Source organism: Burkholderia sp. Ac-20365 (assembly GCF_017104715.1).
GTDB lineage: Bacteria > Pseudomonadota > Gammaproteobacteria > Burkholderiales > Burkholderiaceae > Paraburkholderia.
The window spans coordinates 104,756-131,431 of record NZ_JAAGPI010000020.1 but is presented as its reverse complement, the minus strand read 5'-3'; the positions used below and the strand labels follow the sequence as shown (position 1 = coordinate 131,431).

The 26,676-nt window shown below is 62.6% G+C and carries 20 protein-coding genes; 15 read left to right on the top strand and 5 right to left on the bottom strand.

Going from position 1 to position 26,676, the window contains the following annotated elements:
* Positions 1-102 precede the first annotated feature (102 nt).
* From G3O01_RS27605 to msrQ, 4 genes are all read left to right on the top strand, one after another.
* On the top strand, positions 103-2,337 hold the full coding sequence (locus tag G3O01_RS27605; RefSeq protein WP_205809805.1) for a cytochrome c biogenesis protein ResB: 2,235 nt from the start codon (positions 103-105) through the stop codon (positions 2,335-2,337).
* 4 nt (positions 2,338-2,341) lie between these two features.
* Positions 2,342-3,559, top strand: coding sequence for a c-type cytochrome biogenesis protein CcsB (gene ccsB, locus G3O01_RS27600; protein ID WP_205809804.1), 1,218 nt, complete (start codon positions 2,342-2,344; stop codon positions 3,557-3,559).
* Between the two features lie 188 nt (positions 3,560-3,747).
* Positions 3,748-4,743 (top strand): protein-methionine-sulfoxide reductase catalytic subunit MsrP, encoded by a 996-nt coding sequence (gene msrP / locus G3O01_RS27595; protein WP_205809803.1) that lies wholly within the window; start codon positions 3,748-3,750, stop codon positions 4,741-4,743.
* Between the two features lie 11 nt (positions 4,744-4,754).
* Positions 4,755-5,450: a protein-methionine-sulfoxide reductase heme-binding subunit MsrQ gene (gene msrQ / locus G3O01_RS27590; protein ID WP_205809802.1), complete on the top strand. Its 696-nt coding sequence runs from the start codon at positions 4,755-4,757 to the stop codon at positions 5,448-5,450.
* A gap of 79 nt (positions 5,451-5,529) precedes the next feature.
* Here msrQ and lysA read toward each other — a convergent pair whose 3' ends face one another.
* Positions 5,530-6,792, bottom strand: a complete 1,263-nt coding sequence (gene lysA, locus G3O01_RS27585) for a diaminopimelate decarboxylase (protein WP_205809801.1) — start codon at positions 6,790-6,792, stop codon at positions 5,530-5,532.
* Positions 6,793-6,801: 9 nt separating this feature from the next.
* Positions 6,802-7,116 (bottom strand): lipoprotein, encoded by a 315-nt coding sequence (locus G3O01_RS27580; RefSeq protein ID WP_205809800.1) that lies wholly within the window; start codon positions 7,114-7,116, stop codon positions 6,802-6,804.
* 35 nt (positions 7,117-7,151) lie between these two features.
* Between G3O01_RS27580 and cyaY the strand changes: the two genes are divergently transcribed.
* Positions 7,152-7,469, top strand: coding sequence for an iron donor protein CyaY (gene cyaY, locus G3O01_RS27575; protein ID WP_205809799.1), 318 nt, complete (start codon positions 7,152-7,154; stop codon positions 7,467-7,469).
* Between the two features lie 117 nt (positions 7,470-7,586).
* Here cyaY and G3O01_RS27570 read toward each other — a convergent pair whose 3' ends face one another.
* Complete coding sequence (locus tag G3O01_RS27570) at positions 7,587-9,977, bottom strand: penicillin-binding protein 1A (protein ID WP_205809798.1); 2,391 nt, start codon at positions 9,975-9,977, stop codon at positions 7,587-7,589.
* A 254-nt stretch (positions 9,978-10,231) separates the two neighbouring features.
* Here G3O01_RS27570 and pilM point away from each other — a divergent pair, with 254 nt between their 5' ends.
* From pilM to G3O01_RS27535, 7 genes are all read left to right on the top strand, one after another.
* Positions 10,232-11,191 carry a pilus assembly protein PilM gene (pilM, locus tag G3O01_RS27565; RefSeq protein WP_205809797.1) on the top strand — a complete coding sequence of 320 codons (960 nt, stop codon included), beginning with the start codon at positions 10,232-10,234 and terminating at the stop codon, positions 11,189-11,191.
* Positions 11,188-11,799, top strand: a complete 612-nt coding sequence (locus G3O01_RS27560) for a fimbrial assembly protein (protein ID WP_205809796.1) — start codon at positions 11,188-11,190, stop codon at positions 11,797-11,799. Before pilM ends, G3O01_RS27560 begins: the two co-directional genes overlap by 4 nt.
* Complete coding sequence (gene pilO, locus G3O01_RS27555; RefSeq protein ID WP_205809795.1) at positions 11,796-12,710, top strand: type 4a pilus biogenesis protein PilO; 915 nt, start codon at positions 11,796-11,798, stop codon at positions 12,708-12,710. Before G3O01_RS27560 ends, pilO begins: the two co-directional genes overlap by 4 nt.
* Positions 12,707-14,290 carry a type IV pilus secretin PilQ gene (pilQ, locus tag G3O01_RS27550; protein ID WP_205809794.1) on the top strand — a complete coding sequence of 528 codons (1,584 nt, stop codon included), beginning with the start codon at positions 12,707-12,709 and terminating at the stop codon, positions 14,288-14,290. The genes pilO and pilQ overlap by 4 nt, the downstream gene beginning before the upstream one ends.
* A gap of 137 nt (positions 14,291-14,427) precedes the next feature.
* Entirely contained in the window at positions 14,428-14,979 is a 552-nt protein-coding gene (gene aroK, locus G3O01_RS27545; protein ID WP_205809793.1) for a shikimate kinase AroK, read from the top strand.
* Between the two features lie 7 nt (positions 14,980-14,986).
* The gene (aroB, locus tag G3O01_RS27540; RefSeq protein ID WP_205809792.1) at positions 14,987-16,078 is read left to right on the top strand and encodes a 3-dehydroquinate synthase; all 1,092 of its coding nucleotides are present in this window, start codon (positions 14,987-14,989) and stop codon (positions 16,076-16,078) included.
* Positions 16,079-16,132: 54 nt separating this feature from the next.
* A complete protein-coding gene (locus G3O01_RS27535; protein WP_205809791.1) occupies positions 16,133-17,347 on the top strand; it encodes a deoxyguanosinetriphosphate triphosphohydrolase in 1,215 nt (404 codons plus the stop codon).
* 97 nt (positions 17,348-17,444) lie between these two features.
* Here the strand turns inward: G3O01_RS27535 and G3O01_RS27530 are convergent, their stop codons facing one another.
* A complete protein-coding gene (locus G3O01_RS27530) occupies positions 17,445-17,828 on the bottom strand; it encodes a DUF883 family protein (protein WP_205809790.1) in 384 nt (127 codons plus the stop codon).
* 361 nt (positions 17,829-18,189) lie between these two features.
* Positions 18,190-18,912, bottom strand: coding sequence for an OmpW family outer membrane protein (locus G3O01_RS27525; protein ID WP_205809789.1), 723 nt, complete (start codon positions 18,910-18,912; stop codon positions 18,190-18,192).
* 187 nt (positions 18,913-19,099) lie between these two features.
* On the opposite strand from G3O01_RS27525, the gene G3O01_RS27520 reads away from it, so the two are divergent.
* From G3O01_RS27520 to G3O01_RS27510, 3 genes are all read left to right on the top strand, one after another.
* Positions 19,100-19,807 carry a transposase gene (locus G3O01_RS27520; protein WP_205809788.1) on the top strand — a complete coding sequence of 236 codons (708 nt, stop codon included), beginning with the start codon at positions 19,100-19,102 and terminating at the stop codon, positions 19,805-19,807.
* Between the two features lie 314 nt (positions 19,808-20,121).
* On the top strand, positions 20,122-24,825 hold the full coding sequence (locus G3O01_RS27515) for a glutamate synthase-related protein (protein ID WP_241024302.1): 4,704 nt from the start codon (positions 20,122-20,124) through the stop codon (positions 24,823-24,825).
* Between the two features lie 102 nt (positions 24,826-24,927).
* Entirely contained in the window at positions 24,928-26,394 is a 1,467-nt protein-coding gene (locus G3O01_RS27510; RefSeq protein WP_205809786.1) for a glutamate synthase subunit beta, read from the top strand.
* Positions 26,395-26,676 lie beyond the last annotated feature (282 nt).

The following is a 26,676-nucleotide window of genomic DNA, read 5'->3' as shown; positions in this document are numbered from 1 at the left end:
CAGGCAAGCCTTATGGTGGCCAGCGAAAAAACAAGAAAAGGGTGAGGGAATCGCAAGCAGCGATATCCCTGCACCCTTTTTTGCTGTTCAGTCGGAGTTTGAATGAGCGTCACCACGTCGGGTCTGGAAGTGAAGTCGCGTCAGCGCTTCGTGCGCACGTCGGTCGAATTGCTGAGTTCGATGCGCTTTGCCATTTCTATGCTGGTGATCCTGTCGATCGCGAGCATCATCGGCACGGTGCTCACGCAGGACGATCCGTATCCGAATTACGTCAACCAGTTCGGTCCGTTCTGGGCCGACATCTTCCGTTCACTGAGCCTGTACAACGTGTACAGCGCGTGGTGGTTCATGCTGATTCTCGGGTTTCTGGTTGTGTCGGTCTCGCTGTGCGTGATCCGCAATGCGCCGAAGATGATCGCGGACACGAAAAGCTGGAAGGACAAGGTACGCGAAGGCAGCCTGCGGGCGTTCCACCACAAGGGCGAGTTCGACGTGCCGAACGCGACGCGCGCGCAGGCCGCGATCACGCTCGGCAAGCTGTCGGAGAAACTCGGCTACAAATACGTGACACGCGAGAGCGAGGGCGCGACGCTGATTGCCGCCAAGCGCGGCGCGCTGACCAAGCTCGGCTACATTTCCGCGCATATCGCGATCGTGGTGATCTGTATCGGCGGGTTGCTCGACAGCAATCTGCCCATCAAGCTGCAGATGTGGCTGTTCGACAAGACGCCGATCCGCAGCAACACGGTCATCAACGACATCCCGCCTGAACACCGCCTGTCGCAGAGCAATCCGACGTTCCGCGGCTACGCGTGGGTGCCTGAAGGCCAGCATGTGTCGACGGCGATCCTGAACCAGCAGGACGGCTCGCTGATCCAGGATCTGCCGTTTTCGATCGAACTGAACAAGTTCATCGTCGATTACTACTCGACGGGCATGCCGAAGCTGTTTGCCAGCGATATCGTCGTGATCGACCACAAGACGGGCGCGCGCGTTCCGGCGCGCGTCGAGGTCAACAAGCCGTTCGAGTACGACGGCGTGTCGATCTACCAGTCGAGCTTCCAGGACGGCGGCTCGCAGATGCAGATGACCGCCTGGCCTATGACAGGCAGCAACATCAAAACCGAGCCGTTCAACGGTGAAATTGGCGGCTCGAAAGTGCTGAGCGCGTCGACGCCGGGCGCGGATGGACAAACGGTCGAATTTGCCGATTTCCGCGCAATCAACGTCGAGAACATCTCGAACGGCAATGGCCAGAACGACGCGCGTGGCGTCGCCGCGCACGAGTCGCTGAAACAGGCGTTTGATGAGCGCCTCGGTTCCGGCGCGAAGACGTCGAAACCGGTCGATCTGCGCAACGTCGGCCCGTCGGTGCAATACAAGGTTCGCGACAAGGACGGCCAGGCGCGCGAGTACAACAACTACATGCTGCCCGTCGATGTAAGCGGCGAGCGCGTGTTCCTCGCCGGCATGCGCTCGAACCCGGACGATCCGTTCCGCTATCTGCGCATTCCCGCCGACGCAGGCGGCACCGTCAACGAATGGATGCACATGCGCGCGGCGCTGGAAGATCCCGCCATTCGTGCGCAGGCGGCGCGCGACTTCGCGCAGCGCTCGGTGCAGTCGAACGCGGAACTGCAGCAGCATCTGGAAGAAAGCGCGGCGCGCGTGCTGACGCTGTTCGCCGGCGACGATCCGACGCTCGGCAAAGCAGCCAATGGTCAGAAGGTTGGCGGATTCCAGGCAGTCGCTGCGTTCATCGATCGTTCTGTCCCCAAGCCTGAGCAGGAGAAGGCGGCAGGACTCTTGCTTCGGATGCTCGAAGGCTCGATGTGGGATGTCTGGCAACTGGCGCGCAAGCAGGCGGGAGAAGGCCCGGCGACGGCTGACCCGACCACCAACCGGTTCATCCAGAGCTCGATCAACGCGATTTCGGACAGCTTTTTGTATGGTTCGCCCGTCTATTTGCAGCTTGACTCCTTCAAGCAGGTGCAAGCTTCGGTATTTCAGTTGACGCGCGCGCCGGGCAAAAAAGTCGTGTATCTTGGCAGCCTGCTACTCGTGTTGGGCATCTTTTCGATGTTCTACGTGCGCGAACGCCGGCTGTGGTTCTGGCTCAAGGATACGGACCGCGGCTCGAACGGCGTGAGCGTCGTGATGGCGATGTCGACGGCCCGCAAGACGTTCGATTTCGAGAAGGAATTCGCCCAGACCCGCGATGCCGTCGGCAACGCGCTGGGCGGCAAGCCTGTCGACACCGACCCGGCCCACGAGGCAAAGGGCGCCGCCCGTGCAACGAGCGAAGCGTCCGCAGATTCATCCGATTCGACCCGGTAAGATCATGGACCTGACTCAAGTTTCCTCATCCTCGCGCGCCAAGCCGCGCGCCGATACGGTGGCTCATTCGACCCCGCATCTGAGCGGCGAGGCGCTGCTGGACGATCGTCCATTTCTCAAGCGCCTTGGCCTGTTCGACTGGCTGTTCGCGCTGGCGATGGTGGCGGGCGCCGGTTTCGCGCTGTCGCGCTATCACGAGTACATGAATTACTACGACAAGCTGGTGCTGGTGTGCACGGTGCCCGCTTTTGTCGTGCTCGGCTGGCGCTGGAAGCCGGTGCGCCTGCTGATGGCGAGCATCGCTGTGCTGTCGCTGTCGGCGATCCAGATTTATGGCGGCGATCTGGCTCGCGCCGATCACGCGTTCTTCCTCAAGTATTTCCTGTCGAGCCAGTCGGCCATCTTGTGGATGAGCGCGCTGTTCGTGCTCGCCACGCTGTTCTACTGGATCGGGACGCTGTCGCGCTCGCCGACGGGTGCCGCGATCGGCTCGAAGATGACGTGGGTTGCCGTGCTGATGGGCTTCGTCGGCCTGATGGTGCGCTGGTACGAGTCGTACCTGATCGGCGCGGACGTCGGTCATATTCCCATCTCGAATCTGTATGAAGTATTCGTGCTGTTCAGCCTGATTACGGCGCTGTTCTACCTGTACTACGAGCAGCACTACAACACGCGCTCGCTCGGCGCGTTCGTGCTGCTGGTGATCAGCGCGGCCGTCGGTTTCCTGATGTGGTACTCGATCGCGCGCGACGCGCAGCAGATCCAGCCGCTCGTGCCCGCGCTGCAAAGCTGGTGGATGAAGATTCACGTGCCGGCCAACTTCATCGGTTACGGCAGCTTCGCGCTGTCGGCGATGGTTGGCGTGGCGTATCTGATGAAGGAACGCGGCGTGCTCGCCGACCGCCTGCCGACGCTCGACGTCCTCGACGACGTGATGTACAAGTCGATCGCCGTCGGTTTCGCGTTCTTCACGATCGCGACGATTCTCGGAGCGTTGTGGGCCGCGGAAGCGTGGGGCGGCTACTGGAGCTGGGACCCGAAGGAAACGTGGGCGTTGATCGTCTGGCTGAACTATGCGGCGTGGCTGCATATGCGTCTGATGAAAGGTCTGCGCGGCCACGTCGCTGCGTGGTGGGCGCTGACCGGCCTGCTGGTGACGACCTTCGCGTTCCTCGGCGTCAACATGTTCCTGTCGGGGCTGCATAGCTACGGCAAGCTGTAAGTCCTGCCGGCTTCGAATGATCAGAAACCGCCGCGTGCACTGCACCGGCGGTTTTTTTATGCCGATGTGGAAGGTTTACGCGCGGCTTGTGTTAACAGAACGAACAACGAGAACGAAGAACGGCGGCAGCCATACGCCGGTCGAACGGATACTGATCGGGCGAACGCGTCCGGCAAGGAGTTTTCAGCATGTGGATCAAGCGAAGCGACCGAAGCCAACTGTATGGCGAGGACATCGCGCGCAGCGAAATCACGCCGCAGCGCGTGTTCGAGAATCGCCGGCGCATCTTGCAGGCAGCGGGCGCTGTGGCGCTCGGCGGCCTGATGGGCGTGCACGGCGAGGCGTTCGCGGAGTTTTCGTCGCCTGACCCGAAGGCGCTGAAACTCGGCGCGAAGACCAACCCGAAGTTTGTCGTCACCGACAAGGTCACGCCGTACAAGGACATCACCACCTACAACAACTACTACGAGTTCGGCACCGACAAGAGCGACCCGGCGCACAACGCCGGCACGCTGCGGCCGCGTCCGTGGAAGGTCAGTGTGGAAGGCGAGGTGAAGAACGCGAAGGTTTATGACCTCGACGAACTGCTGAAGCTCGCGCCGCTCGAGGAGCGCGTGTACCGGATGCGTTGTGTCGAGGGTTGGTCGATGGTGATTCCGTGGATCGGCATTCCGTTGTCGGAAGTCATCAAGCGCGCGCAGCCGACGGCCAGCGCGAAATACGTGCAGTTCATCACGCTCGCCGATCCGTCGCAAATGCCGGGTTTGTCCGAGCCGATTCTCGAATGGCCCTATTCCGAAGGGCTGCGCATGGACGAAGCGATGAACCCGCTGACGCTACTGACGATGGGCGTCTACGGCCAGGTGCTGCCGAACCAGAACGGCGCGCCTGTGCGTATCGTCGTGCCGTGGAAGTACGGTTTCAAGAGCGCGAAGTCGCTGGTGAAGATCCGCTTCACCGACAAGCAGCCGCCGACCAGCTGGAACACGTACGCGCCGACAGAATACGGCTTCTATTCGAACGTGAATCCTAATGTCGATCATCCGCGCTGGAGTCAGGCGACCGAGCGGCGCATCGGTGAGGACGGCTTTTTCACGCCGAAGCGCAAGACGCTGATGTACAACGGCTACGGCGATCTGGTCGCGTCGATGTATCAGGGCATGGACCTGAAGAAGAACTTCTGAGGGCGGCGCGCATGGCAACCGATACGACCCGAACCGCGCCTGCAACGGGCAGTCCTGCAAGCGCCGCGCGTTCCAGACGCAGTGCCGGCGCCACCACGAACCGCTGGATCGTGCCCGCGAAAATCGCGGTATTCGCCGCCGCGCTCTATCCGCTTGCGCGCATCGTGCTGCTCGGCTTCACGGGCGGGCTCGGCGCGAATCCCATCGAGTTCATCACGCGCTCGACGGGCTTGTGGACGCTGGTGTTCATCTGCATCACGCTCGCCGTGACGCCGCTGCGCAAGCTGACCGGCTGGAACGCGTTGCTGCGCTTTCGCCGGATGCTCGGTCTCTACGCGTTCTTCTACGGCGCGTTGCATTTCACCACGTACTTCTGGTTCGACAAGTGGTTCGACGTCGCCGAGATCGTGAAGGACATCGGCAAGCGGCCGTTCATCACGGTAGGTTTCGCGGCGTTCGTGCTGTTGATACCGTTGGCCGTCACGTCGCCGAAAGCGATGGTGCGCAAGCTCGGCCGACGCTGGCAGACGCTGCACCGCGCGATCTACGCGATTGCCGCACTCGCGATCCTGCATTTCTGGTGGATGAAGGCAGGCAAGCACGATCTGATCTTGCCGAAGATTTACGGCGCGATCGTGATTGCGTTGCTGGGCTGGCGCGTGCTTTTGTGGGCGCGCGAAAGGATCCGGCAGCGAGTGAAGACCTGACGAGGCCGATTCCACAGCCGATAAAAAAGGCGATGCGTTGTTAGCGCATCGCCTTTTTCGCATTCACTGAGTGTCAGCGTTATTGCGGAAGAACCGTCTCGCCTGCAAACAGATCCTTCACTTCCTCACGCTTGCGCACGACGTACGCCTTGTCGCCGTCCACCATCACTTCGGCGGCGCGCGTACGTGTGTTGTAGTTCGAGCTCATTGCGAAGCCGTAGGCGCCTGCCGATTGAATCGCGAGCAGATCGCCCGCTTCGACAGCGAGTTCGCGCTCACGTCCGAGCCAGTCGCCGCTTTCGCACACGGGGCCGACGACGTCGTACACATGCTTGTCGCCTGCGCGCTGCACGACGGCTTCGATCGCGTGATACGCCTCGTACATCGCGGGGCGCGCGAGATCGTTCATCGCGGCATCGACGATGGCGAAATTCTTCTCGACGCCCGGCTTCAGGAATTCGACGCGCGTCAGCAACATGCCCGCATTGCCGACCAGCGAGCGGCCCGGCTCGAAATACACTTCGCGATGGCCATGGCCGCGTGCTTCGATCCGGTCGAGCAGCGTGCGCACGAAGTCGCCGATATCCGGCGGCGTTTCGTCGTCGTATGTAATGCCGAGACCGCCACCGACGTCGATATGCTTGATGTTCACGCCGTCCGCTTCGATCTGTTCGACCAGTTCGAGCAGCTTGTCGACGGCGTCGAGATACGGTGCGACTTCCGTGATCTGCGAACCGATATGGCAGTCGATACCGACCACGTCGAGGTGGTTCATCGCAGCGGCGGCGCGATACGTGGCGCGCGCTTCATCGAACGCGACACCAAACTTGTTCGACTTGAGACCCGTTGAGATATACGGATGCGTCTTCGCGTCGACATCGGGATTCACGCGCAGCGACACGGGCGCTTTCTTGCCCATTTCGCCCGCAACCGCGTTGAGGCGGTCGAGTTCGGGAATCGATTCGACGTTGAAGCACTTCACGCCAGCCGCGAGCGCTTCGCGCATTTCCGCGACGCTCTTGCCGACACCCGAAAACACGGTGTTTTCCGCTTTGCCGCCCGCGGCGAGCACGCGCGCGAGTTCGCCGCCCGACACGATGTCGAAGCCTGCGCCCATACGCGCGAACAGGTTGAGCACGCCGAGATTGCTGTTCGCCTTGACGGCGACGTGCACGGTGGCGCGACGGCCGGCGCATGCGTCGGCGTAGGCGTGCCACGCTTTGGTAAGGGCGGCGCGCGAGTAGACATAGAGCGGCGTGCCGAACTGCTCGGCAAGCGACACGGCGGAGACGCCTTCTGCGTGCAGCACGCCGTCGACGTAGGCAAAAGCGGATTGAGTCATACGACAGTCTTATTGAGCTTCGGACGCAGCGGACGCCGGTTGGGCGGGCGCATCCGACTTCGGCGCAGTGCGCAGTTCGGAATCGGGCGACAGGGACAGCGGCGTGCCGGACGTATCCGGAATGGAACCTTCAGCATTGGCGCCGGGTTTCACTTCATCGGACGATGACGGCTGGGTCTGTGCGGTCGGTTTAGCCGGAAGCGGCGGAACGGTGGGCAGATAAAGCGAACCACGTTGTCCGCAGCCGCTGAGCGCGACACCTGCGACAATAGTGAGAGTCGCTAGAATCGTGGCCTTGGCGCTCGTCCGGAAAACGACTCGCATGACTGTCCCTGAATAATTAATCGCTGGAGTTTAGCATGTCCGACAGTGAATACCTGACCCGCGCCGAGGCTGTGCTGGCAGCCATCGAACGCTCGCTCGACGATACCGACGCCGACATCGAATTCGAGCGCAGCGGCAACGTGCTCACGCTGGAATTCGAGAACGGCACGAAGATCATCGTGAACCTGCAACCGCCCATGCAGGAAATCTGGATCGCCGCGAAGTCAGGCGGATATCACTTCCGTTACGTCGATGGCGCGTGGAAAGACACGCGCAACGACACGGAGTTCTACTCGGCACTGTCCGAGTACGCGACGCAGCAGGCGGGCGAGCCGGTGCAGATCGAGCCTTGAACGTTTCGCCGCGGCGTGCATCATCGCAATGCACGGTCGCCGCAAATGAAAAAGCCGCCGCGTTTTTCACGCGGCGGCTTTTTTGTGGCCGGGCAATCAGGACTGAGTGGCCAGGACTCAGTGACCCTTGAACAGGTTCATGATGTCCTCTTTCTCCTGCGCGCCGACGGCAGCCGGCGCCGCGCTTGCATCGCTGGCTCCCGGCGGTGGCAGTGTCACGCCGACTGTCGATATGAAGCCATTGCCCGGCGTGAAGTCGTCAAAGTACAGTTCGTCGCCAATCGACACGACATCTTCCGGCATCGGCATCTTGTACTCGGGCACGCCCTTGAGCGCGCGGCCCATGTAGTCGATCCACACGGGCAGCGCGAGCCCGCCGCCGGTTTCCTTGTCACCGAGACTGCGCGGATTGTCGTAACCCATCCACGCGATCGCGCAGAGCGTGTGCTGATAGCCGGCGAACCATGCGTCGCGCGAATCGTTGGTCGTGCCTGTCTTGCCCGCGAGGTCGGTGCGCTTCAGCACGTTCGATTTCGCGCCCGTGCCGCGCTGCGCGACGCTCATCAGCAGGCTGTTCATCACGTACGCGTTGCGCGGTTCGATCGCGTGCGGCGCATTGCTCGCCGCGACGAGCGGGTCCGCGTGCGCGACCACCATGCCGCGCTGATCGGTGACTTCGGCGATCAGATACGGATTCACGCGATAACCGCCGTTCGCAAACACCGAGTAGCCCGCGGCCATCTGTAGCGGCGTGACGAGGCCGGCACCGAGCGCCATTGGCAAATACGCGGGATGGCGGTCCGCATCGAAGCCGAAGCGCGTGATGTACTGCTGCGCGTACTTCGTGCCGATGTGATTGAGGATACGGATCGACACGAGGTTCTTCGACTTCTGCAGTGCGGTGCGCATCGACATCGGGCCGTCGAAGCCGCCGCCGTAGTTCTTCGGCTCCCACGCCTGGCCGCCCGTTTCGGCGGCGCTAAAGAAGAGTGGTGCGTCGTTGATGACGGTGGCCGGCCCCAGGCCCTTTTCGAGTGACGCCGAATAGATGAACGGCTTGAAGCTCGAACCCGGCTGGCGCCACGCCTGCGTGACGTGATTGAACTTGTTCTTGTTGAAGTCGAAGCCGCCGACCAGCGCGCGGATCGCGCCATCCTGCGGCACCACTGAGACGAACGCGCCTTCGATCTGCGGCAACTGCGTGATCGACCAGTTGCCGTCGTCGTTCTTCACGATGCGGATGATCGCGCCTGGCCGCACGCGCTGGTTCGGCTGCGCGCGCGTGCTCAACGCGAAGGTCGCGTAACGCAGTCCGTCGCCCGTGATCGTCACGTTGTTGCCGTCGATCAGCGTCGCCTGCACCTGTTTCGGACTCGCCGACGTCACGACAGCCGCGATGATCTCGCCGTTATCAGGATGTTCGAGCAGCGCGTCGTCGATGGCCTGCTCGCGTTCGTCGGCGTCCGCGGGCAGATCGATGAACGCTTCCGGCCCGCGATAGCCGTGACGCCGCTCGTAATCCATCAGGCCCTTGCGCAGCGCGCGGTAAGCGGCGTCCTGATCGGCGGAATCGATGGTCGTCACGACGTTCAGGCCGCGCGTGTAGGCCTCTTCGCGGTATTGCGCGTACATCATCTGACGCACCATTTCCGCGACGTATTCGGCGTGCACGCTGAATTCCTTGCCCGCGCCCTTCACGATGAGCGGCTGACGGCTCGCGCTTTCGTACTGATCCTGCGAGATGTAGCCCAGTTCGAGCATGCGCTGGAGGATGTATTCCTGACGCACTTTTGCGCGCTTCGGATTCACGACCGGGTTATACGCGGACGGCGCTTTCGGCAGACCGGCAAGCATCGCGCATTCGGCCAGCGACAGGTCTTTCAGGTCCTTGCCGAAGTACACACGCGCCGCGCTCGCAAAACCGTAAGCGCGCTGGCCGAGATAGATCTGATTCATGTACACCTCGAGAATCTGATCTTTGGTCAGCTTCGACTCGATCTTGTACGCGAGCAGCATCTCGTAGATCTTGCGCGTGTAGGTCTTTTCGCTGGACAGGAAGAAGTTGCGCGCGACCTGCATCGTGATCGTGCTCGCGCCTTGCGTCGCGTGGCCATTGGTCAGCGCGACCACACCGGCGCGCACGATGCCGGTCAGATCGACGCCGCCATGGTCGTAGAAGCGCGCGTCCTCGATCGCAAGCACTGCCTTTTTGAGATTGTCCGGCACTTCGCGCATGTGCACGATGTCGCGCCGTTCTTCGCCGAACTCGCCGATCAGCACGTGATCGGCCGTGTAGATGCGCAGCGGCACCTTCGGCCGATAGTCGGTGAGGGCGTCGAGCGACGGCAGATTGGGCGTGGCGACGACCAGCGCGTAGCCGAGCACGAGCACGGCGCAGACGATCCCGGCGAAGATCAGCCCGATGAAGCCAAAAATGATCTTCAGCCAGAGAGGACGCTTGCGCTTCTGCGGTGCCGGAGGCGGAGACGTAGGAGTCGTGGATTGCATATGAACACCAGAAAACGGTCCCGCGATTATAGCCGCCCGATCTGTCAGCTTTCGGCGCGCTTACGGCCGCTGCAATCGCACAGCGATGAGAACACTGTAGTTCCTTTGATTGTCGCCGGATATCACTTACCCGGCCATTAGCCATTCGGCTGAATTCCGCCAGACCTTAGCGCTGAGCAGAATGCCTTCCGTTGCCCGCGTGCCACCGAGTGCCGCGGGCCTTCAGTTTCCGTTGGTGTCTGAGGGAGGAGGGAATGGCTTTGAAAGACTCGTTACGTATGACCATGCGGCGTCAGGCCGTCGGCATCGATGTGGGCTCGCAGGCGGCCCGGATCGTCGTGCTCAGTTGCAGCGCGCGCAAGATGGGACCCCTGCGCATCGAATGCGTGGCGTTGCAGCCGCTTCCGCCGGGCGCGATGGCGGGCGCGGAGATCATCGACCGGCAGGCGGTGGCGCGCGCGTTGTCGGAGGCGTTCGGCAACGTGCCGCAGCAATGCATCTCCGCCGCACTGCGTTGCGCGATGGCGATTCCGGGTTCCGCGACGTTCACCTCGCATCTGCCCATCCATCACGCGGACGAAGCGCAGCGGCCGGCCACTTCGCTCGAACCGGCCGTCATGATGGAGGCCGAGCGTGTGGCGGGTATCGAACGACATGCGCTTGCCGTTGACTGGTATGTCGACGATTCGCCGAAGCGTCCCGGCACGGTGTCGATTGCCGCGACGGCGCGCGAGCATCTCGAAGCGCGTATCGAATGCGCGGCGATGGCGGGCATCACGCTGACCACGGTCGATGTCGAACCACACGCCGCGCTGCGTGCACTGCGCCACGCGGCGACCTTCGAACTCGAACTGCACGAGCCATATGCCGCGATCTGGATCGGCAGCGATGGCGTGTACGGCTGGCGTATCGAGGGCGAAACGATTGCCGGGGAAATCCGTTACCCGTCGCCCGAGTATTCGTGCGTTGCCGATGCGTTGCGCGATCTCGCTGAAAACAATCTGAACGCCTGCGCGCTCGTCGGCGGTGAAATCGACCTGCTCGAAGGCGTGTGCTTTTCGCTTGCCGATATCGGCGACGTGCTGGGTTGTTCCGTGTTGCCGTTCGACTGTTCCTCACTGAGCGACGGCAACGTGATACCGCAGTCGGAACTGCTGCACGAACCTGCATTTGCAGTCGCATTCGGGCTCGCGCTGCGTGGCATTGCGCAATGACGGCCGCTCGCGGCTTCAACCTGTTGCCGCATCGACAGCGCGATGCGCGGCTCGCCCGCCGGCGCCGCTATATCGAATGGACGAGTGCGGCGTTATGCGGCTGCGCTGCCGTGGCGTTGCTGATGGCGTGGCAGATATTCGAGCGCACGCGTATCGAAAGCGAGCGCGCGGCCGTCGAGCACAAGCTTGCTGCGCTCGCGTCACCGCTTGCCGAGCACGCGCGGCTCGTCAGCGCAGCACGCAACGAACGTGAGCAAAACGAGCGGGCCGCGACACTTTCCGGGCCGCTCGTGCACCTGCTCGATCTGCTCGATGCGTTGAGCGCGGAGTCTTCCGGAGCCGTTGTCGTCAGGCAATTGCGGCATCGCGAGCGCGACACGGAGCTGCTTGCCGCGTCGTCCGATCACGCGGCGTCGGCGGCGTGGCTGAACCGTCTCGCCGGTTTGAAGGGCGTGAAGGATTCGGATTTGAGCGACGTGCGTCGCGCAACAGGCGCAGCGGATGCATCGACGGCGTTTGGCGTCACCGCCCATCTGAAATGGGACGGGCCGCCTGAAAAGTCCAGAGCGTCGGCAGCGGCGCAACCGAACACAAGGGGCAAGAAATGAACACTATGATTGCTGGCCGTTTCGGTAGGCCGACGACGCGCGAACGTTTTGGTCTCGCCCTCGCCGAACGCTTGCGCGTGCCGCCAGAAGCATGGAGCGTGAGGCGGCGCTGGATCGTCGCGTCATGCATCGCGGTGGCCGCGTTTGCGCTCGGCGCCAACGAGTGGCTGGTCACGGATATGAGCGGCGTGCAGGCAAGCCGCGAAGGGCTGTCTGCAGCACAACGCAAGCTTGGCGAAGCGCAAGCCGCTGTCGCGCAACTGCCCGCAATGCGCGAGGCCACGACCGTTTTGCCGATGCCAGCGAAATGGACGTCGGCCGACGACATCCGCGTGATTTCGCAACTCGCGGCGCGCAATGACATGACGCTGCTCGGTATCGAGCCGGGCGCCGTCACGGGTAGCGGACTCGATGTCATGCGTCCGCTGCGCGTGACAGCGCAAGCCGACTTCAGCCATGTCGTCGACTTTTTCGAGGCGCTTGCGAGTTTGCCTGTGCTCGTCGTGCCGGATGAAGTGACGCTAAAACGCCAGGGCGAGACCTTGTCGGTCACTGCTACGCTGCATTCGTTCAGCGCGATTCATCCTGTGCAGAATGCGATGCGTAGCGCCATGCGTGACGATCCTGACGCATTCGATTCCGACGAAGAAATCGTCTTCTACAATCCGTTTCAACCGGCCGCGTATGCATCGTCCGAGGCGGACGCTTCGATAACGATGCGGCTCGTCGGACTTCTCGCCGACCATCTGCGCGGACTCGCGCTGATTGAAACGGGCGAAGGCGCACAAACGCTAGAACGCGGCCAGCAATGGGGCGGCGAGCGGGTCGCGCAAGTCGATGCCGGCGCCCTCACACTTGCCAGCCGCGATGGCAGCGTGCGCGCGTTGACGCTCGCGGAGGCCATCGAATGACGTGGATCCACGCTACACGCGGGTTGCTCGCATGCGCTGCGTTCGTTGCGGTGGCGGCACGCGCATCGTTGCCGCCGCTGCCCGCCGACATGCCGCTCGACGACGCGCTCGCGCCATCGGGCGTGCCGCCGCTGCCGCGCGCCATCGCGACCGCCGTCGCCAATCCGTTCACGCCCGATGCAACGGACGACACCGCTGCGTTGACGCGCGACGTGGGCGTATCGCCAGATTCGACGCCGCCGCCGGGCGCCGCGCGTAACGAAGCCAATCTCGCGCGGGAAGTCGAAACGCAAACGGAGCCGCTGGAAGGCCCGCCCGTGCCGCTCCTGCCCGCGGCACGTTTGAGCACGAGCGCTTCGCCATCACTTCCCGCCGACCGGCCGATCACGCTGCACTTCCAGCGCGCCGAACTGGGCGCCGTGCTCGGCGCGTTCGCGAAATTCACCGGCCTGAACATCGTCGCCAGCGAAAAGGCGCGCGGCACGGTTACGCTGCATCTGGACAACGTGCCATGGCGCGCCGCGTTCGATACCTTGCTCGACGTCAACGGCCTTGCAATGGAGCAGCGCGGCAACGTGATCTGGGTCGCGCCGCTGTCCGAACTGGCGGCGCGCGAACGCCAGCGCTTCGAGGCGCACGCGCGCGCCGCAGATCTGGAGCCGCTCGCCAGCCGCACGTTCGAACTGCACTACGCGCACGCTGAAGAACTGCGCAAGTTACTGACAGCGTCCGGCAACCAGCGCGTGCTGTCCAAACGCGGCGCGGCGATGGCGGATCCGCGTACCAATCTGCTGTTCGTCACCGATCTCGGCGCGCGTCTCGCGCAGATTGCGGAACTGATCGCATCGCTTGACCGGCCCACGCGCCAGGTGCTGATCGAGGCGCGTATCGTCGAGGCTGAGAAGGGCTTTTCGCGCAATCTCGGCGTGAAGCTGTCGATGGTCGGCACGAACGAGGACGGCAAGGCGACAGGCGTCGTCGGCGGCAAGGACGGGGCGATTTTCGATCTGTCCGCACGGCCGATTTCCGGTTTCGACGCGGCAACGGCAGGCCTCACGCTGTTCGCCGCGCAGGCGACCCGGCTCCTGAACATCGAACTGAGCGCGCTCGAGGCGGAAGGGCTCGGAAAAATCGTGTCGAGCCCGCGCGTCGTGACGGCCGACCGGATGAAGGCCGTGGTCGAGCAGGGCACCGAGCTGCCGTATCAGGCCAAGGTCGGGCAAGGCGTGTCGGGCGTGCAGTTTCGCCGCGCCACCCTCAAACTGGAGGTCGAGCCGCAAATCACGCCCGACGGCCGGGTCGTGCTGGATCTCGACGTCGCGAAAGACAGTGTCGGCGAGCAGACGGCCTCCGGGCCGGCCATCAACACCAAACACGTGCAGACACGGGTGGAAGTGGAGGATGGCGGAACGGTGTCGATTGGCGGAATCTACGAGGCCGATGACCGCGATGATGTGACGCGCGTGCCGCTCCTGGGCAAAATACCGCTTTTGGGCGCTTTTTTCCGTCATCGCGCGCATCGCGATCTGACCAGCGAACTCGTCGTTTTCATCACGCCGAGCGTTGTGCAGACAAATTGACGGATCGGCGGCAAAGCGCCACGGGCGCGGGCCGAAGACGCGGCGGGCGGCAGGCGCGCCGGCCGTCAGGCTCGACAAGGCAGGCGCTTTGCCAGTAAGCTGCCGCACGAACTTCACCGGATTAGCCAGAGGATAAGTTGCAAGCGCGGGACGCACACGCCAACGTTTTTTTTGTAGGGCTCATGGGGGCAGGCAAGACCACCGTGGGCCGGGCCGTGGCGCGCCGGCTGGATCGCCCGTTCTTCGACTCCGATCATGAGATCGAGGCCCGCACGGGCGCACGCATCCCGGTGATCTTCGAAATGGAAGGTGAAGCGGGCTTTCGCGACCGCGAATCGCAGGTGATCGCCGAACTCACCGGGCGGGAAAATATCGTCCTCGCCACGGGCGGCGGCGCGGTGCTGCGTCCGGAAAACCGCGAGGCGCTGCGTGCGCACGGCGTCGTCGTCTATCTGCGCGCCAATCCGCACGACCTCTGGCTGCGCACCCGGCGCGACAAAAACCGCCCGTTGCTGCAGACCGAAGATCCGAAAGGGCGTCTCGAAGCGCTCTATGAGGTGCGCGATCCGCTCTACCGCGAATGCGCCGATTTCGTGATCGAAACGGGCCGTCCGTCCGTCAACGGGCTGGTCAACATGGTGCTGATGCAGCTCGAGATGGCGGGCGTGGCCAAGTCTCCTGCGTCATAATGACGAGATGAATCCCATGATTACCGTCAACGTCGAACTGGGCGAACGCGCCTATCCCATCCATATCGGCGCCGATCTGATCGGCCAGAGCGAGTTGTTCGCGCCGCACATTCGCGGTGCGTCGGTGACCATCGTCACCAACACGACGGTCGATCCGCTCTACGGCGACAAGCTGCGCAAGGCGCTCGCGCCGCTCGGCAAGGAAGTGACGACGGTCGTGCTGCCCGACGGCGAGGCGCACAAGAACTGGGAAACGCTGAATCTGATTTTCGACGCGCTGCTTGGTGCGCGGGCCGATCGCAAGACCACGCTGATCGCGCTCGGCGGCGGCGTGATCGGCGACATGACCGGTTTCGCGGCTGCCTGCTACATGCGCGGCGTGCCGTTCATCCAGGTGCCGACCACGCTGTTGTCGCAGGTCGATTCGTCGGTGGGCGGCAAGACGGGCATCAACCATCCGCTCGGCAAGAACATGATCGGCGCGTTTTACCAGCCGCAAGCGGTGATCGCCGATATCGGCGCGCTGCGCACGCTGCCGCCGCGTGAACTGGCGGCGGGCGTCGCCGAAGTCATCAAGACGGGCGCGATTGCCGACGCAACGTTCTTCGAATGGATCGAAGCGAACATCGAAGCGCTGAACCGCTGCGAGCCCGAAGCGCTCACCGAAGCGGTCAAGCGTTCGTGCGAGATCAAGGCATCGGTGGTGGCCGCGGACGAGCGCGAAGGCGGTCTGCGCGCAATCCTCAATTTCGGCCATACCTTCGGCCACGCGATCGAAGCCGGTCTCGGCTACGGCGAATGGCTGCACGGCGAAGCAGTCGGTTGCGGGATGGTGATGGCTGCGGATCTCTCCGTGCGTCTCGGTCATCTCGAAGAAGCCGCGCGCAAGCGGCTCGTCGCCGTCATCGCAGCCGCGCATCTGCCCACGCGGGCGCCCACGCTTGGCGCGTCGCGCTATGTCGACCTGATGCGCGTCGACAAGAAGGCGGAAGCGGGCGAAATCAAGTTCATCCTGCTGAAGCGTTTCGGCGACACACTGATCACCCCAGCGCCCGACGGCGCAGTGCTCGAGACGCTCGACGCCAGCGTCGGCACCTGACGCGACGCGCAGCGGCCTTGCATAGTGGCCGGCGCATCTGATTCGGAGATATCGGTGAGTGAAATACGCAGCGACAATCTGAGCGAATCAGTTGATGCCCCGTCGTGTGCTGCAAGCATCGCGTCGCTGCCCACCATCGCCGCGCTCGAAGCGCATCTCGCGCCGTACGCCGCGCATTCTTCGCAATCGCGCGGCCGGCGCCATCATGAACGGCCGCCTAGCGCGCGCACCGAGTTTCAGCGCGATCGCGACCGCATCGTCCATTCGACCGCTTTTCGCAGGCTCGAATACAAGACGCAGGTCTTCGTGAATCACGAAGGCGATCTGTTTCGCACGCGTCTTACGCATAGTCTGGAAGTTGCGCAGATTGCGCGGTCCGTCGCGCGCAATCTGCGCGTGAACGAAGATCTCGTCGAGGCTATTTCGCTGGCGCACGATCTCGGACATACGCCGTTCGGTCATGCGGGCCAGGACGCGCTCAACGAATGCATGCGCGATTACGGCGGCTTCGAGCACAACCTGCAGAGTCTCGCTGTCGTCGACGATCTCGAAGAGCATTACGGCGCATTTGATGGCCTGAATCTGTGCTTCGAAACGCGCGAAGGCATTCTCAAGCATTGCTCGCGTGAGAATGCGCGGCGCCTCGGCGAACTGGGCGAGCGTTTTTTGCAAGGGCGGCAACCGTCCATTGAAGCGCAGATCGCTAATCTCGCCGACGAAATCGCGTACAACAACCACGATGTCGACGACGGTTTGCGCTCCGGCCTGCTCACGATCGATCAGCTCGCCAAAGTCGAGCTATGGCTGACGCATTACGAAGCCGCGCGGCGCGACTATCCGCAGATCGAAGGGCGCAGGCTGATTCACGAGACGGTACGGCGGATCATCAACACGCTGATCGTGGATCTGATCGACACGACCACGCGCAACATCGCGCGACATGCGCCCGCGTCGCTGGATGACGTGCGGCGCGCTCCGCCGCTCGTCGCGCACAGCGACGCGATCGCCGCGCAGGCGACTGCCCTCAAGCGGTTTCTCTTCAAGAACCTGTATCGCCACTACCGCGTGATGCGCATGGCGAACAAAGCCCAGCGAGTGATCGCCGGTCTGTTCGACGCGTTCATCGACGATCCTCGTCTTCTGCCGCCCGCCTATCAGACGGCGGACGCGTCGAAGCAGCCGCGTCTGATCGCGCATTACATCGCGGGCATGACGGACCGGTACGCATCGAAGGAATATCAGCGGCTGTTCGTTGTCGACGGCGATTGATCCGTCGATGCGCGGCGCATCTCGCGCCGCGCCCGTCCTTCGCAGCGATCCCGATACAGCCGTTCGGCGCGCCGGCCGCCCTGTCAGATATCGCGCGTCAACGCGCACCGCCGCGAGCGATCAGTGCGCCCGCAATCAGCGCCAAACCGCCGACAACAGCAATCGTTCGCCACGGATTTTCATGAACGTATTCATCGGCATCGTGCAGCGCAGCTTCCGCGCGTTCGCGCATCGCATCGCGCGTGTCGTTCAGGCGCGTGCGCGCTTCGTCGAGGCGCTTGCGCACCTGCGTGCGCAACACGGCTGCGTCGGCCTGTGTGCCGTCGCCTAGCGTGTTCTCGAGCTCGTTCATCAGCGTGCGCAGCTCGGTGGCAATATCTTCTGCGGCATGCCGGCTGTGGCGCGCAATGCGGCGCGCGCGTCGGCCCGCCGTGGTCCAGGATTCGCCGAGTGCATCTCGCGTGTTAGGTAGTGCAGTCATGGTCGCTCCGTCGATGAGGGTGGTTGAACATCCCCGCAACACAGCGCGGGAAGTTTCCTCTGACGCAACTTCGGTGCCCGCCAGGTGAAGTGCGCCGCACAGCCGTTCCGCAACGTCCGATGCGCGCTGCATCCGGCATAAATTGCACCGGCGGCTCGCGCGTCTCAGTCAAATTTACAACGGCTGGGGCGATGGAGGCCACAATCGCAGTCACATAAGGGCGCGTGCAACGGGGATGATGTCGCGATCCGCCAGAGACGACAGGGTGCACATACCGGTATCGTTGACGCATGGAAAAACGCCGACGCGGTTTTGCGCATCGGCGTTGTTCAAGCCCGAAAATCTCGACTACCCTGTTGTGTTAGAACCGGTAACCGATGTTCACGTAGGTGACGATCGGATTCAGCTTGATCTTCGTCTCCGATTGCACGTTGACGGTACCGATCGGCGTCTGCGCCTGGGTGTTCAGCTTGGCAGTCGTCGAGAGCGGCAGATACGAGATCGAGAAGCCCGCGAACCAGTGGTCGGTGAACGCGTAAGTGAAGCCGGCATTAAACACGGGCTCCCACGAACTATCCGTCGTGACGGTGGTCGGACCATGAAGTACGTTGGCTTCGAAGGCGCCGTTCGTGATGTGCTCGTCGGTGAACGAGATGCGACTCACGCCGAGGCCCAGGTACGGACGGAACTTCGCTTGCGGCTGGTTGAAGTAGTACTTGAACAGCAGCGTCGGGCTCCACTGTTTCGCCGAGCCGAGCTTGCCGTACTGCTGGAATGAGCCCGTGCCCTTCAGGTCGAATTGCGGTGGCACGCCAATCACGAATTCCGTGGCGATATGGTCGGTGACGAAGTAGCCGCCGGTGAAACCGATGGTATCGGCGCTGCCGAGTTCGGCGCCCGTATTGGGCACGGTGATGTTGACAGGCGTACCGTTGACGTTTGTCTCTCTCAACGGCTGACTACTGGACTGAGGCGCGAGATGGAACCACCCTGTCGTTATGAAAAAACTGCCGGCCGATTGCGCGTGCGCTGTGGTTGTTATGCAAGCGAGTGCCGCGACCCCCAAGGCCTGTTTTAATTTCATTTGTGCTCCTCCAAAAAAGGCCCGCCAATTATGACCACAACGTTTCAAACAAACCATACGCGCCGGCTAGAGCGTTCTGCCTAGGCTTTATGCCGTTTTCCGGCAGACCCGCTTGGCGCGTGAGGCCGCGCCGGCGCTGCTTTTCGGACCTTCGGGTATGTACCAACGCGACTTTGGATAATCCAGCATGGCACGGCTTGCACGTCTTTATGTCCCCGACCAGCCGCAGCATGTGATCCTGCGCGGACTCGACCAGCAACCCGCATTCGTCGACGACCAGGATTACGAGCTGTTCATCGATTGCCTGAAGGCGGCTTCACGCGATCACCATCTGTCCGTCCACGCCTACGCGCTGATGCCTGGCGCGGTGCAGCTGCTCGTCACGCCTACCGACGAATCGAGTCTGCCGAAAGCGATGCAGGCAGTCGGCAGGCGCTACGTCGCGCACTTCAATCGCCGTTACTCGCGGCGCGGCACGTTGTGGGAAGGCCGCTACCGCGCGACGGTGATCGAAGGCGAGAAGTACTTTTTGCTCGCTAGCCGCGTGGTCGAAATGTCACCGGTGCGCAACCAGCTGGTGAGCGCACCCGAAGACTACCGATGGTCCAGTTATCGGCATCACATCGGCCTTACCTTAGACAGTTTGATCACCGATCATCGTTTGTACTGGTCGCTCGGGAATACGCCGTTCGAACGGCAGCGCGCGTACCGGGAGTTGTGCGAACAGCCGCTCGACGAACGTGAGACCAATCAGTTGCAACAGGCCACGCTGAAAGGCTGGGTTTTGGGCAGCGATTCGTATCGGGAATGGGCCGCGCGGGCCGCGAACCGGCGTGTTTCTCCGCTGCCGAGAGGCCGTCCCCGGAAGGTCCGCGAGACACCACAAACCCAATAAAAAGCCTTTTTCGGTCAATGGCTTATCGGTGGCGGATTAAAGCGAACGGCATCTGCGCATGCCGTTTTCTTTTGCCCTGTTTTGATGTGGCACCAATTAATAATAAGGAAAATGCACCATATTGATAATTGGGGCTCGACCATCACATTTTGTTTGCTATTCCTTTGATTCGTCGCGTATATTCCGATTTCCGGCGTCCCGATGTGCAACTGCAATATCGCGCGTCGCGCGCCGCCCGCGCGGTCGAAGCTCAAACCGCGGGCAACAACAAAATGGTTCAACAGGCCCCACGGCCCCTGACAGACGGTGTCCCCATGAACGACCACCAGCAGCCGATTTCCACGGTTCCCGCCGCGCAAGGTCTGTATGACCCGGCAAACGAGCACGACGCATGCGGCGTCGGCTTCGTCGCGCATATCAAGGGCAAGAAAAGCCACGAGATCATCCAGCAAGGCCTGAAGATCCTGGAAAACCTCGATCACCGGGGCGCCGTCGGCGCCGATCCGCTGATGGGTGACGGCGCGGGCATCCTGATCCAGATCCCGGACTCGTTCTACCGCGAAGAAATGGCCAAGCAGGGCGTGACGCTGCCGCCGAACGGCGAGTACGGCGTCGGTATGATTTTCCTGCCGAAGGAACACGCTTCGCGTCTCGCGTGCGAACAGGAACTGGAGCGCACGGTGAAGGCCGAAGGCCAGGTCGTGCTCGGCTGGCGCGATGTGCCCGTCGACCACAACATGCCGATTTCGCCGACGGTGAAGGCGAGCGAGCCGCTGATCCGCCAGATCTTCATCGGCCGCGGCAAGGACATCATGGTCACGGACGCGCTGGAGCGGAAGCTGTACATCATCCGCAAGACCGCGAGCCACCGCATCCAGGCGCTCAAGCTCAAGCACGGCAAGGAATATTTCGTGCCGTCGTGCTCGGCGCGCACGGTCGTCTACAAGGGTCTGCTGCTGGCGGGCCAGGTCGGCGTGTACTACCGCGACCTGCAGGACGAGCGCGTCGTGTCGGCGCTGGCACTGGTGCACCAGCGCTTCTCGACCAACACGTTCCCGGCGTGGGAACTGGCTCACCCGTACCGCATGATCGCCCACAACGGCGAAATCAACACGGTGAAGGGCAACGTCAACTGGCTGAACGCGCGTACCGGCGCAATCGCCTCGCACGTGCTCGGCGACGACCTGCCCAAGCTCTGGCCGCTGATCTATCCGGGCCAGTCGGATACGGCATCGTTCGACAACTGCCTCGAACTGCTCGTCATGGCCGGCTACCCGCTCGTGCACGCAGTGATGATGATGATCCCGGAAGCCTGGGAACAGCACACGCTGATGGACGAGAACCGCAAGGCGTTCTACGAATACCACGCCGCGATGATGGAGCCGTGGGACGGCCCGGCCGCCATCGCGTTCACCGACGGCCGTCAGATCGGCGCGACGCTCGACCGTAACGGTCTGCGTCCGGCACGCTACATCATTACCGACGACGACCTCGTCATCATGGCGTCGGAAGCGGGCACGCTTCCCATTCCCGAATCGAAGATCGTCAAGAAGTGGCGTCTGCAGCCGGGCAAGATGTTCCTGATCGACATGGAGCACGGCCGCATCATCGACGACAAGGAACTGAAGGACAACCTCGCGAACGCGAAGCCGTACAAGAGCTGGATCGATGCCGTGCGCATCAAGCTCGACGAAATCGAGCCGAACGCGGAAGACGTCGCGACGGAACGCCGCGAAGCGGCTGCGCTGCTCGATCGCCAGCAGGCGTTCGGCTACACGCAGGAAGACCTCAAGTTCCTGATGGCGCCGATGGCGCAGGCAGGCGAAGAAGCCGTTGGCTCGATGGGCAACGATTCGCCGCTGGCCGTCATGTCCAACAAGAACAAGACGCTGTATCACTACTTCAAGCAGCTGTTCGCGCAGGTGACGAACCCGCCGATCGACCCGATCCGCGAAAACATGGTGATGTCGCTGGTGTCGTTCGTCGGCCCGAAGCCGAACCTGCTCGACACGAACAACATCAACCCGCCGATGCGTCTCGAAGTGTCGCAGCCGGTGCTCGACTTCCGCGACATCGCGAAGATCCGCGCGATCGATCAGTACACGGGCGGCAAGTTCAGCTCGTACGAACTGAACATCTGCTATCCGGTCAGCTGGGGCAAGGAAGGCATTGAAGCGCGTCTGGCTTCGCTGTGCGCGGAAGCCGTCGATGCCGTCCGGTCCGGCTACAACATGCTGATCGTGTCGGACCGCAAGACGGACCGCGACAACGTCGCGATTCCGGCGCTGCTGGCTACCTCGGCGATCCACTCGCACCTCGTGTCGCAAGGTCTGCGCACGAGCACGGGCCTCGTCGTCGAGACGGGCTCGGCGCGTGAAACGCACCACTTCGCATTGCTCGCGGGCTTCGGCGCGGAAGCCGTTCACCCGTACCTCGCGATGGAAACGCTCGCGCAGATGGCAGCGGGCATGAAGGGCGACCTGTCGGCGGAAAAGGCGGTCTACAACTTCACGAAGGCAGTCGGCAAGGGCCTTTACAAGGTCATGTCGAAGATGGGCATTTCGACGTACATGTCGTACACAGGCGCGCAGATTTTCGAAGCGGTCGGTCTCGCTGAAGATCTCGTGAGCAAGTACTTCAAGGGTACGGCGTCGAAGGTCGGCGGCATTGGCCTCTTTGAAGTCGCGGAAGAAGCGATCCGCCTGCACCGCGAAGCGTTCGGCGACAACCCGGTTCTCGCGAACGCGCTCGACGCGGGCGGCGAATACGCCTACCGCGTACGCGGCGAAGACCATATGTGGACGCCGGATGCGATCGCCAAGCTGCAACACTCGGCGCGCAGCAACTCGTATCAGACGTACAAGGAATACGCGCATCTGATCAACGATCAGACGAAGCGCCACATGACGTTCCGCGGCCTGTTCGAATTCAAGGTCGATCCGTCGAAGGCCATTCCGCTCGACGAAGTCGAATCGGCGAAGGACATCGTCAAGCGCTTTGCAACGGGCGCGATGTCGCTCGGCTCGATCTCGACGGAAGCGCACGCCACGCTGGCGGTCGCGATGAACCGTATCGGCGGCAAGTCGAACACGGGTGAAGGCGGCGAAGACGAAAACCGCTATCGCAACGAACTGCGCGGCATCCCGATCAAGAACGGCGACACGATGAAGTCCGTGATCGGCGACGAAGTGATCGTCGACATTCCGCTGAAGGAAGGCGATTCGCTGCGCTCGAAGATCAAGCAGGTTGCGTCGGGCCGTTTCGGCGTGACGGCGGAATATCTCGCGTCCGCAGATCAGATCCAGATCAAGATGGCGCAGGGCGCGAAGCCGGGCGAAGGCGGTCAGCTGCCGGGTCACAAGGTGTCCGAGTACATCGGCAAGCTGCGTTACTCGGTGCCGGGCGTCGGCCTGATTTCGCCGCCGCCGCACCACGACATCTACTCGATCGAAGATCTGGCGCAGCTGATCCACGATCTGAAGAACGCGAACTCGGCCGCGAGCATCTCGGTGAAGCTCGTGTCGGAAGTGGGCGTCGGCACGGTTGCAGCGGGTGTGGCGAAGGCGAAGGCCGATCACGTCGTGATCGCCGGTCACGATGGCGGCACGGGCGCATCGCCGCTGTCGTCGGTGAAGCACGCCGGCACGCCGTGGGAACTCGGTCTTGCTGAAACGCAGCAGACGCTGGTGCTGAACCAGTTGCGCGGCCGTATCCGCGTGCAGGCCGACGGCCAGATGAAGACGGGCCGCGACGTCGTGATCGGCGCGCTGCTCGGCGCGGACGAATTCGGCTTTGCGACGGCACCGCTCGTCGTCGAAGGCTGCATCATGATGCGCAAGTGCCACCTGAACACGTGCCCGGTCGGCGTCGCGACGCAAGACCCCGTGCTGCGCGCGAAATTCCAGGGCCAGCCGGAACACGTCGTGAACTTCTTCTTCTTCGTTGCTGAAGAAGTGCGCGAAATCATGGCGCAACTGGGCGTTCGCAAGTTCGACGACCTGATCGGCCATAGCGAATTCCTCGATATGAAGAAGGGCATCGAGCACTGGAAGGCGAAGGGTCTGGACTTCTCGCGCGTGTTCTATCAGCCGAACGTTCCGGCGAGCGTCGCGCGTCTGCACGTCGAATCGCAGGATCACGGCCTCGACCGCGCACTCGATCACACGCTGATCGAGAAGGCGAAGGCAGCGATCGAGAAGGGCGAGCATGTGTCGTTCATCCAGCCGGTGCGCAACGTGAACCGTACGGTCGGCGCAATGCTATCCGGCACGATCGCGAAGAAGTACGGCCACGACGGTCTGCCCGACGATGCAATCCACATCCAGCTGAAGGGCACGGCGGGTCAGAGCTTCGGCGCGTTCCTCGCGAAGGGCGTCACGCTGGATCTGGTCGGCGACGGCAACGACTACGTCGGCAAGGGTCTGTCGGGTGGCCGCATCATCATCCGTCCGACCAACGATTTCCGCGGCAAGTCCGAAGAAAACATCATCTGCGGCAACACGGTGATGTACGGCGCGATCGAAGGCGAATCGTTCTTCCGCGGCGTCGCGGGCGAGCGCTTCTGCGTGCGTAACTCGGGTGCGACGGCGGTTGTCGAAGGCACGGGCGACCACGGTTGCGAATACATGACGGGCGGCACGGTGGTCGTGCTCGGCGAAACGGGCCGTAACTTCGCGGCCGGCATGTCGGGCGGCGTCGCTTACGTGTACGACGTGGACGGTTCGTTCGCGGCGAAGTGCAACAAGTCGATGGTCGCGCTCGAGCCGGTGCTGCAACAGGCCGAACAGGAACGCACGGTCGACAAGGCACTGTGGCACGCCGGCGAGACCGACGAAGCGCTGCTCAAGGGGCTCATCGAACGTCACTTCCAGTTCACCGGTTCGCCGCGCGCCAAGGCGCTGCTCGAAAACTGGGATGCGTCGCGCCGTCAGTTCGTGAAGGTGTTCCCGACGGAATACAAGCGCGCGCTGGGCGAAATGGGCGCGAAGAAGGCTGCCAAGGAAGTGCTCGCAGCCTGATCGTTTCCCGACCGAACCACTGACGATAAAACGAAGCGCGCCTGCCGCAGCATGCGGCGGGCGCCGATCCCCTCACCGAATCAGATAGACATAGAGAACCACATGGGCAAGGCAACCGGTTTTCTCGAGTTCGAGCGCCGCCACGAGGCGTACGAAGCTCCCCTCACGCGTGTGAAGCACTACAAGGAATTCGTTTCGGCGCTGACCGACGACGAAGCCAAGATTCAGGGCGCACGTTGCATGGACTGCGGCATTCCGTTCTGCAACAACGGCTGTCCGGTGAACAACATCATTCCGGACTTCAACGATCTGGTGTTCCGTCAGGACTGGAAGAGCGCCATCGACGTTCTCCATTCGACGAACAACTTCCCCGAGTTCACGGGCCGCATCTGCCCGGCGCCGTGTGAAGCGGCGTGTACGCTCGGCATCAACGACGACCCGGTCGGCATCAAGTCGATCGAGCACGCGATCATCGATAAAGCGTGGGCCGAAGGCTGGGTCGCACCGCAGCCGCCGAAGCACAAGACGGGCAAGAAGATCGCCGTGGTCGGTTCGGGCCCGGCAGGTATGGCGGCTGCGCAGCAACTCGCGCGCGCTGGCCATGACGTGACGGTGTTCGAAAAGAACGACCGCATTGGTGGTTTGCTGCGTTATGGCATTCCTGACTTCAAGCTGGAGAAGTGGCTGATCGACCGCCGCATGCGCCAGATGGAAGCGGAAGGCGTGACGTTCCGCGCGAACGTGTTCGTTGGCAAGGATGCGCTGCCGGCGTATATCGGCAACACCGCTAAAGAGATTGTCACTCCGGAAGAACTGAAGGAACTGTTCGACGCCGTGATCCTGACGGGCGGCTCCGAGACGCCGCGCGACCTGCCGGTGCCGGGGCGTGAACTCGCGGGCATTCACTACGCGATGGAATTCCTGCCGCAGCAAAACAAGGTCAACGCGGGCGACAAGGTCGCGGACCAGTTGCTGGCGAAGGGCAAGCATGTGGTGGTGATCGGTGGTGGCGATACGGGCTCGGACTGTGTCGGCACGTCGAACCGTCATGGCGCGAAGGACGTGACGCAATTCGAACTGCTGCCGCAGCCGCCGGAAGAAGAAAACAAGCCGCTCGTGTGGCCGTACTGGCCGGTCAAGCTGCGCACGTCGTCGTCGCATGAGGAAGGTTGCGAGCGTGACTGGGCGGTTGCGACCAAGCGTTTTGAAGGCAAGAACGGCAAGGTCGAGAAGCTGATTGCGGCGCGTGTCGAATGGAAGGACGGCAAGATGGTTGAAGTGCCGGGTTCCGAATTCGAAATGAAGGCCGATCTCGTGTTGCTGGCGATGGGCTTTACTCAGCCCGTTTCGCCGGTGCTCGAAGCCTTCGGCGTGGATAAGGACGCGCGTGGGAATGTGCGTGCAGCTACCGAAGGTGACAAGGCCTATTACACGTCAGTGGACAAGGTTTTCACCGCGGGTGATATGCGGCGCGGACAGTCGCTCGTTGTGTGGGCGATTCGCGAAGGCCGTCAGTGTGCGCGGTCTGTTGATGCTTATCTGATGGGGCATTCGGAGCTTCCGAGGTAAGGTTTTTTGTTTGTCTGCGACGCGGGTGCCGGTTTTGTGCTGGTGTCCGCGTTTTGTTTTTGGTTTTGGTTTTGGTTTTGTTTGTCTTGCGACGCTGGGGTGGTTTGCTTTTGTTTTCGCGGGCATCCGCGATTTGTCTTGCCTGCTTCATGCGTCGCCCCTGTGCGGGGCGGCACCTACTTTTCTTTGCCGCGGCAAAGAAAAGTAGGCAAAAGAAAGCCGCTGAACACCGCTAATTCTTGTTCCCGCCTGAGGGCCCCCAACGGGTCCTCCGCTTCATAC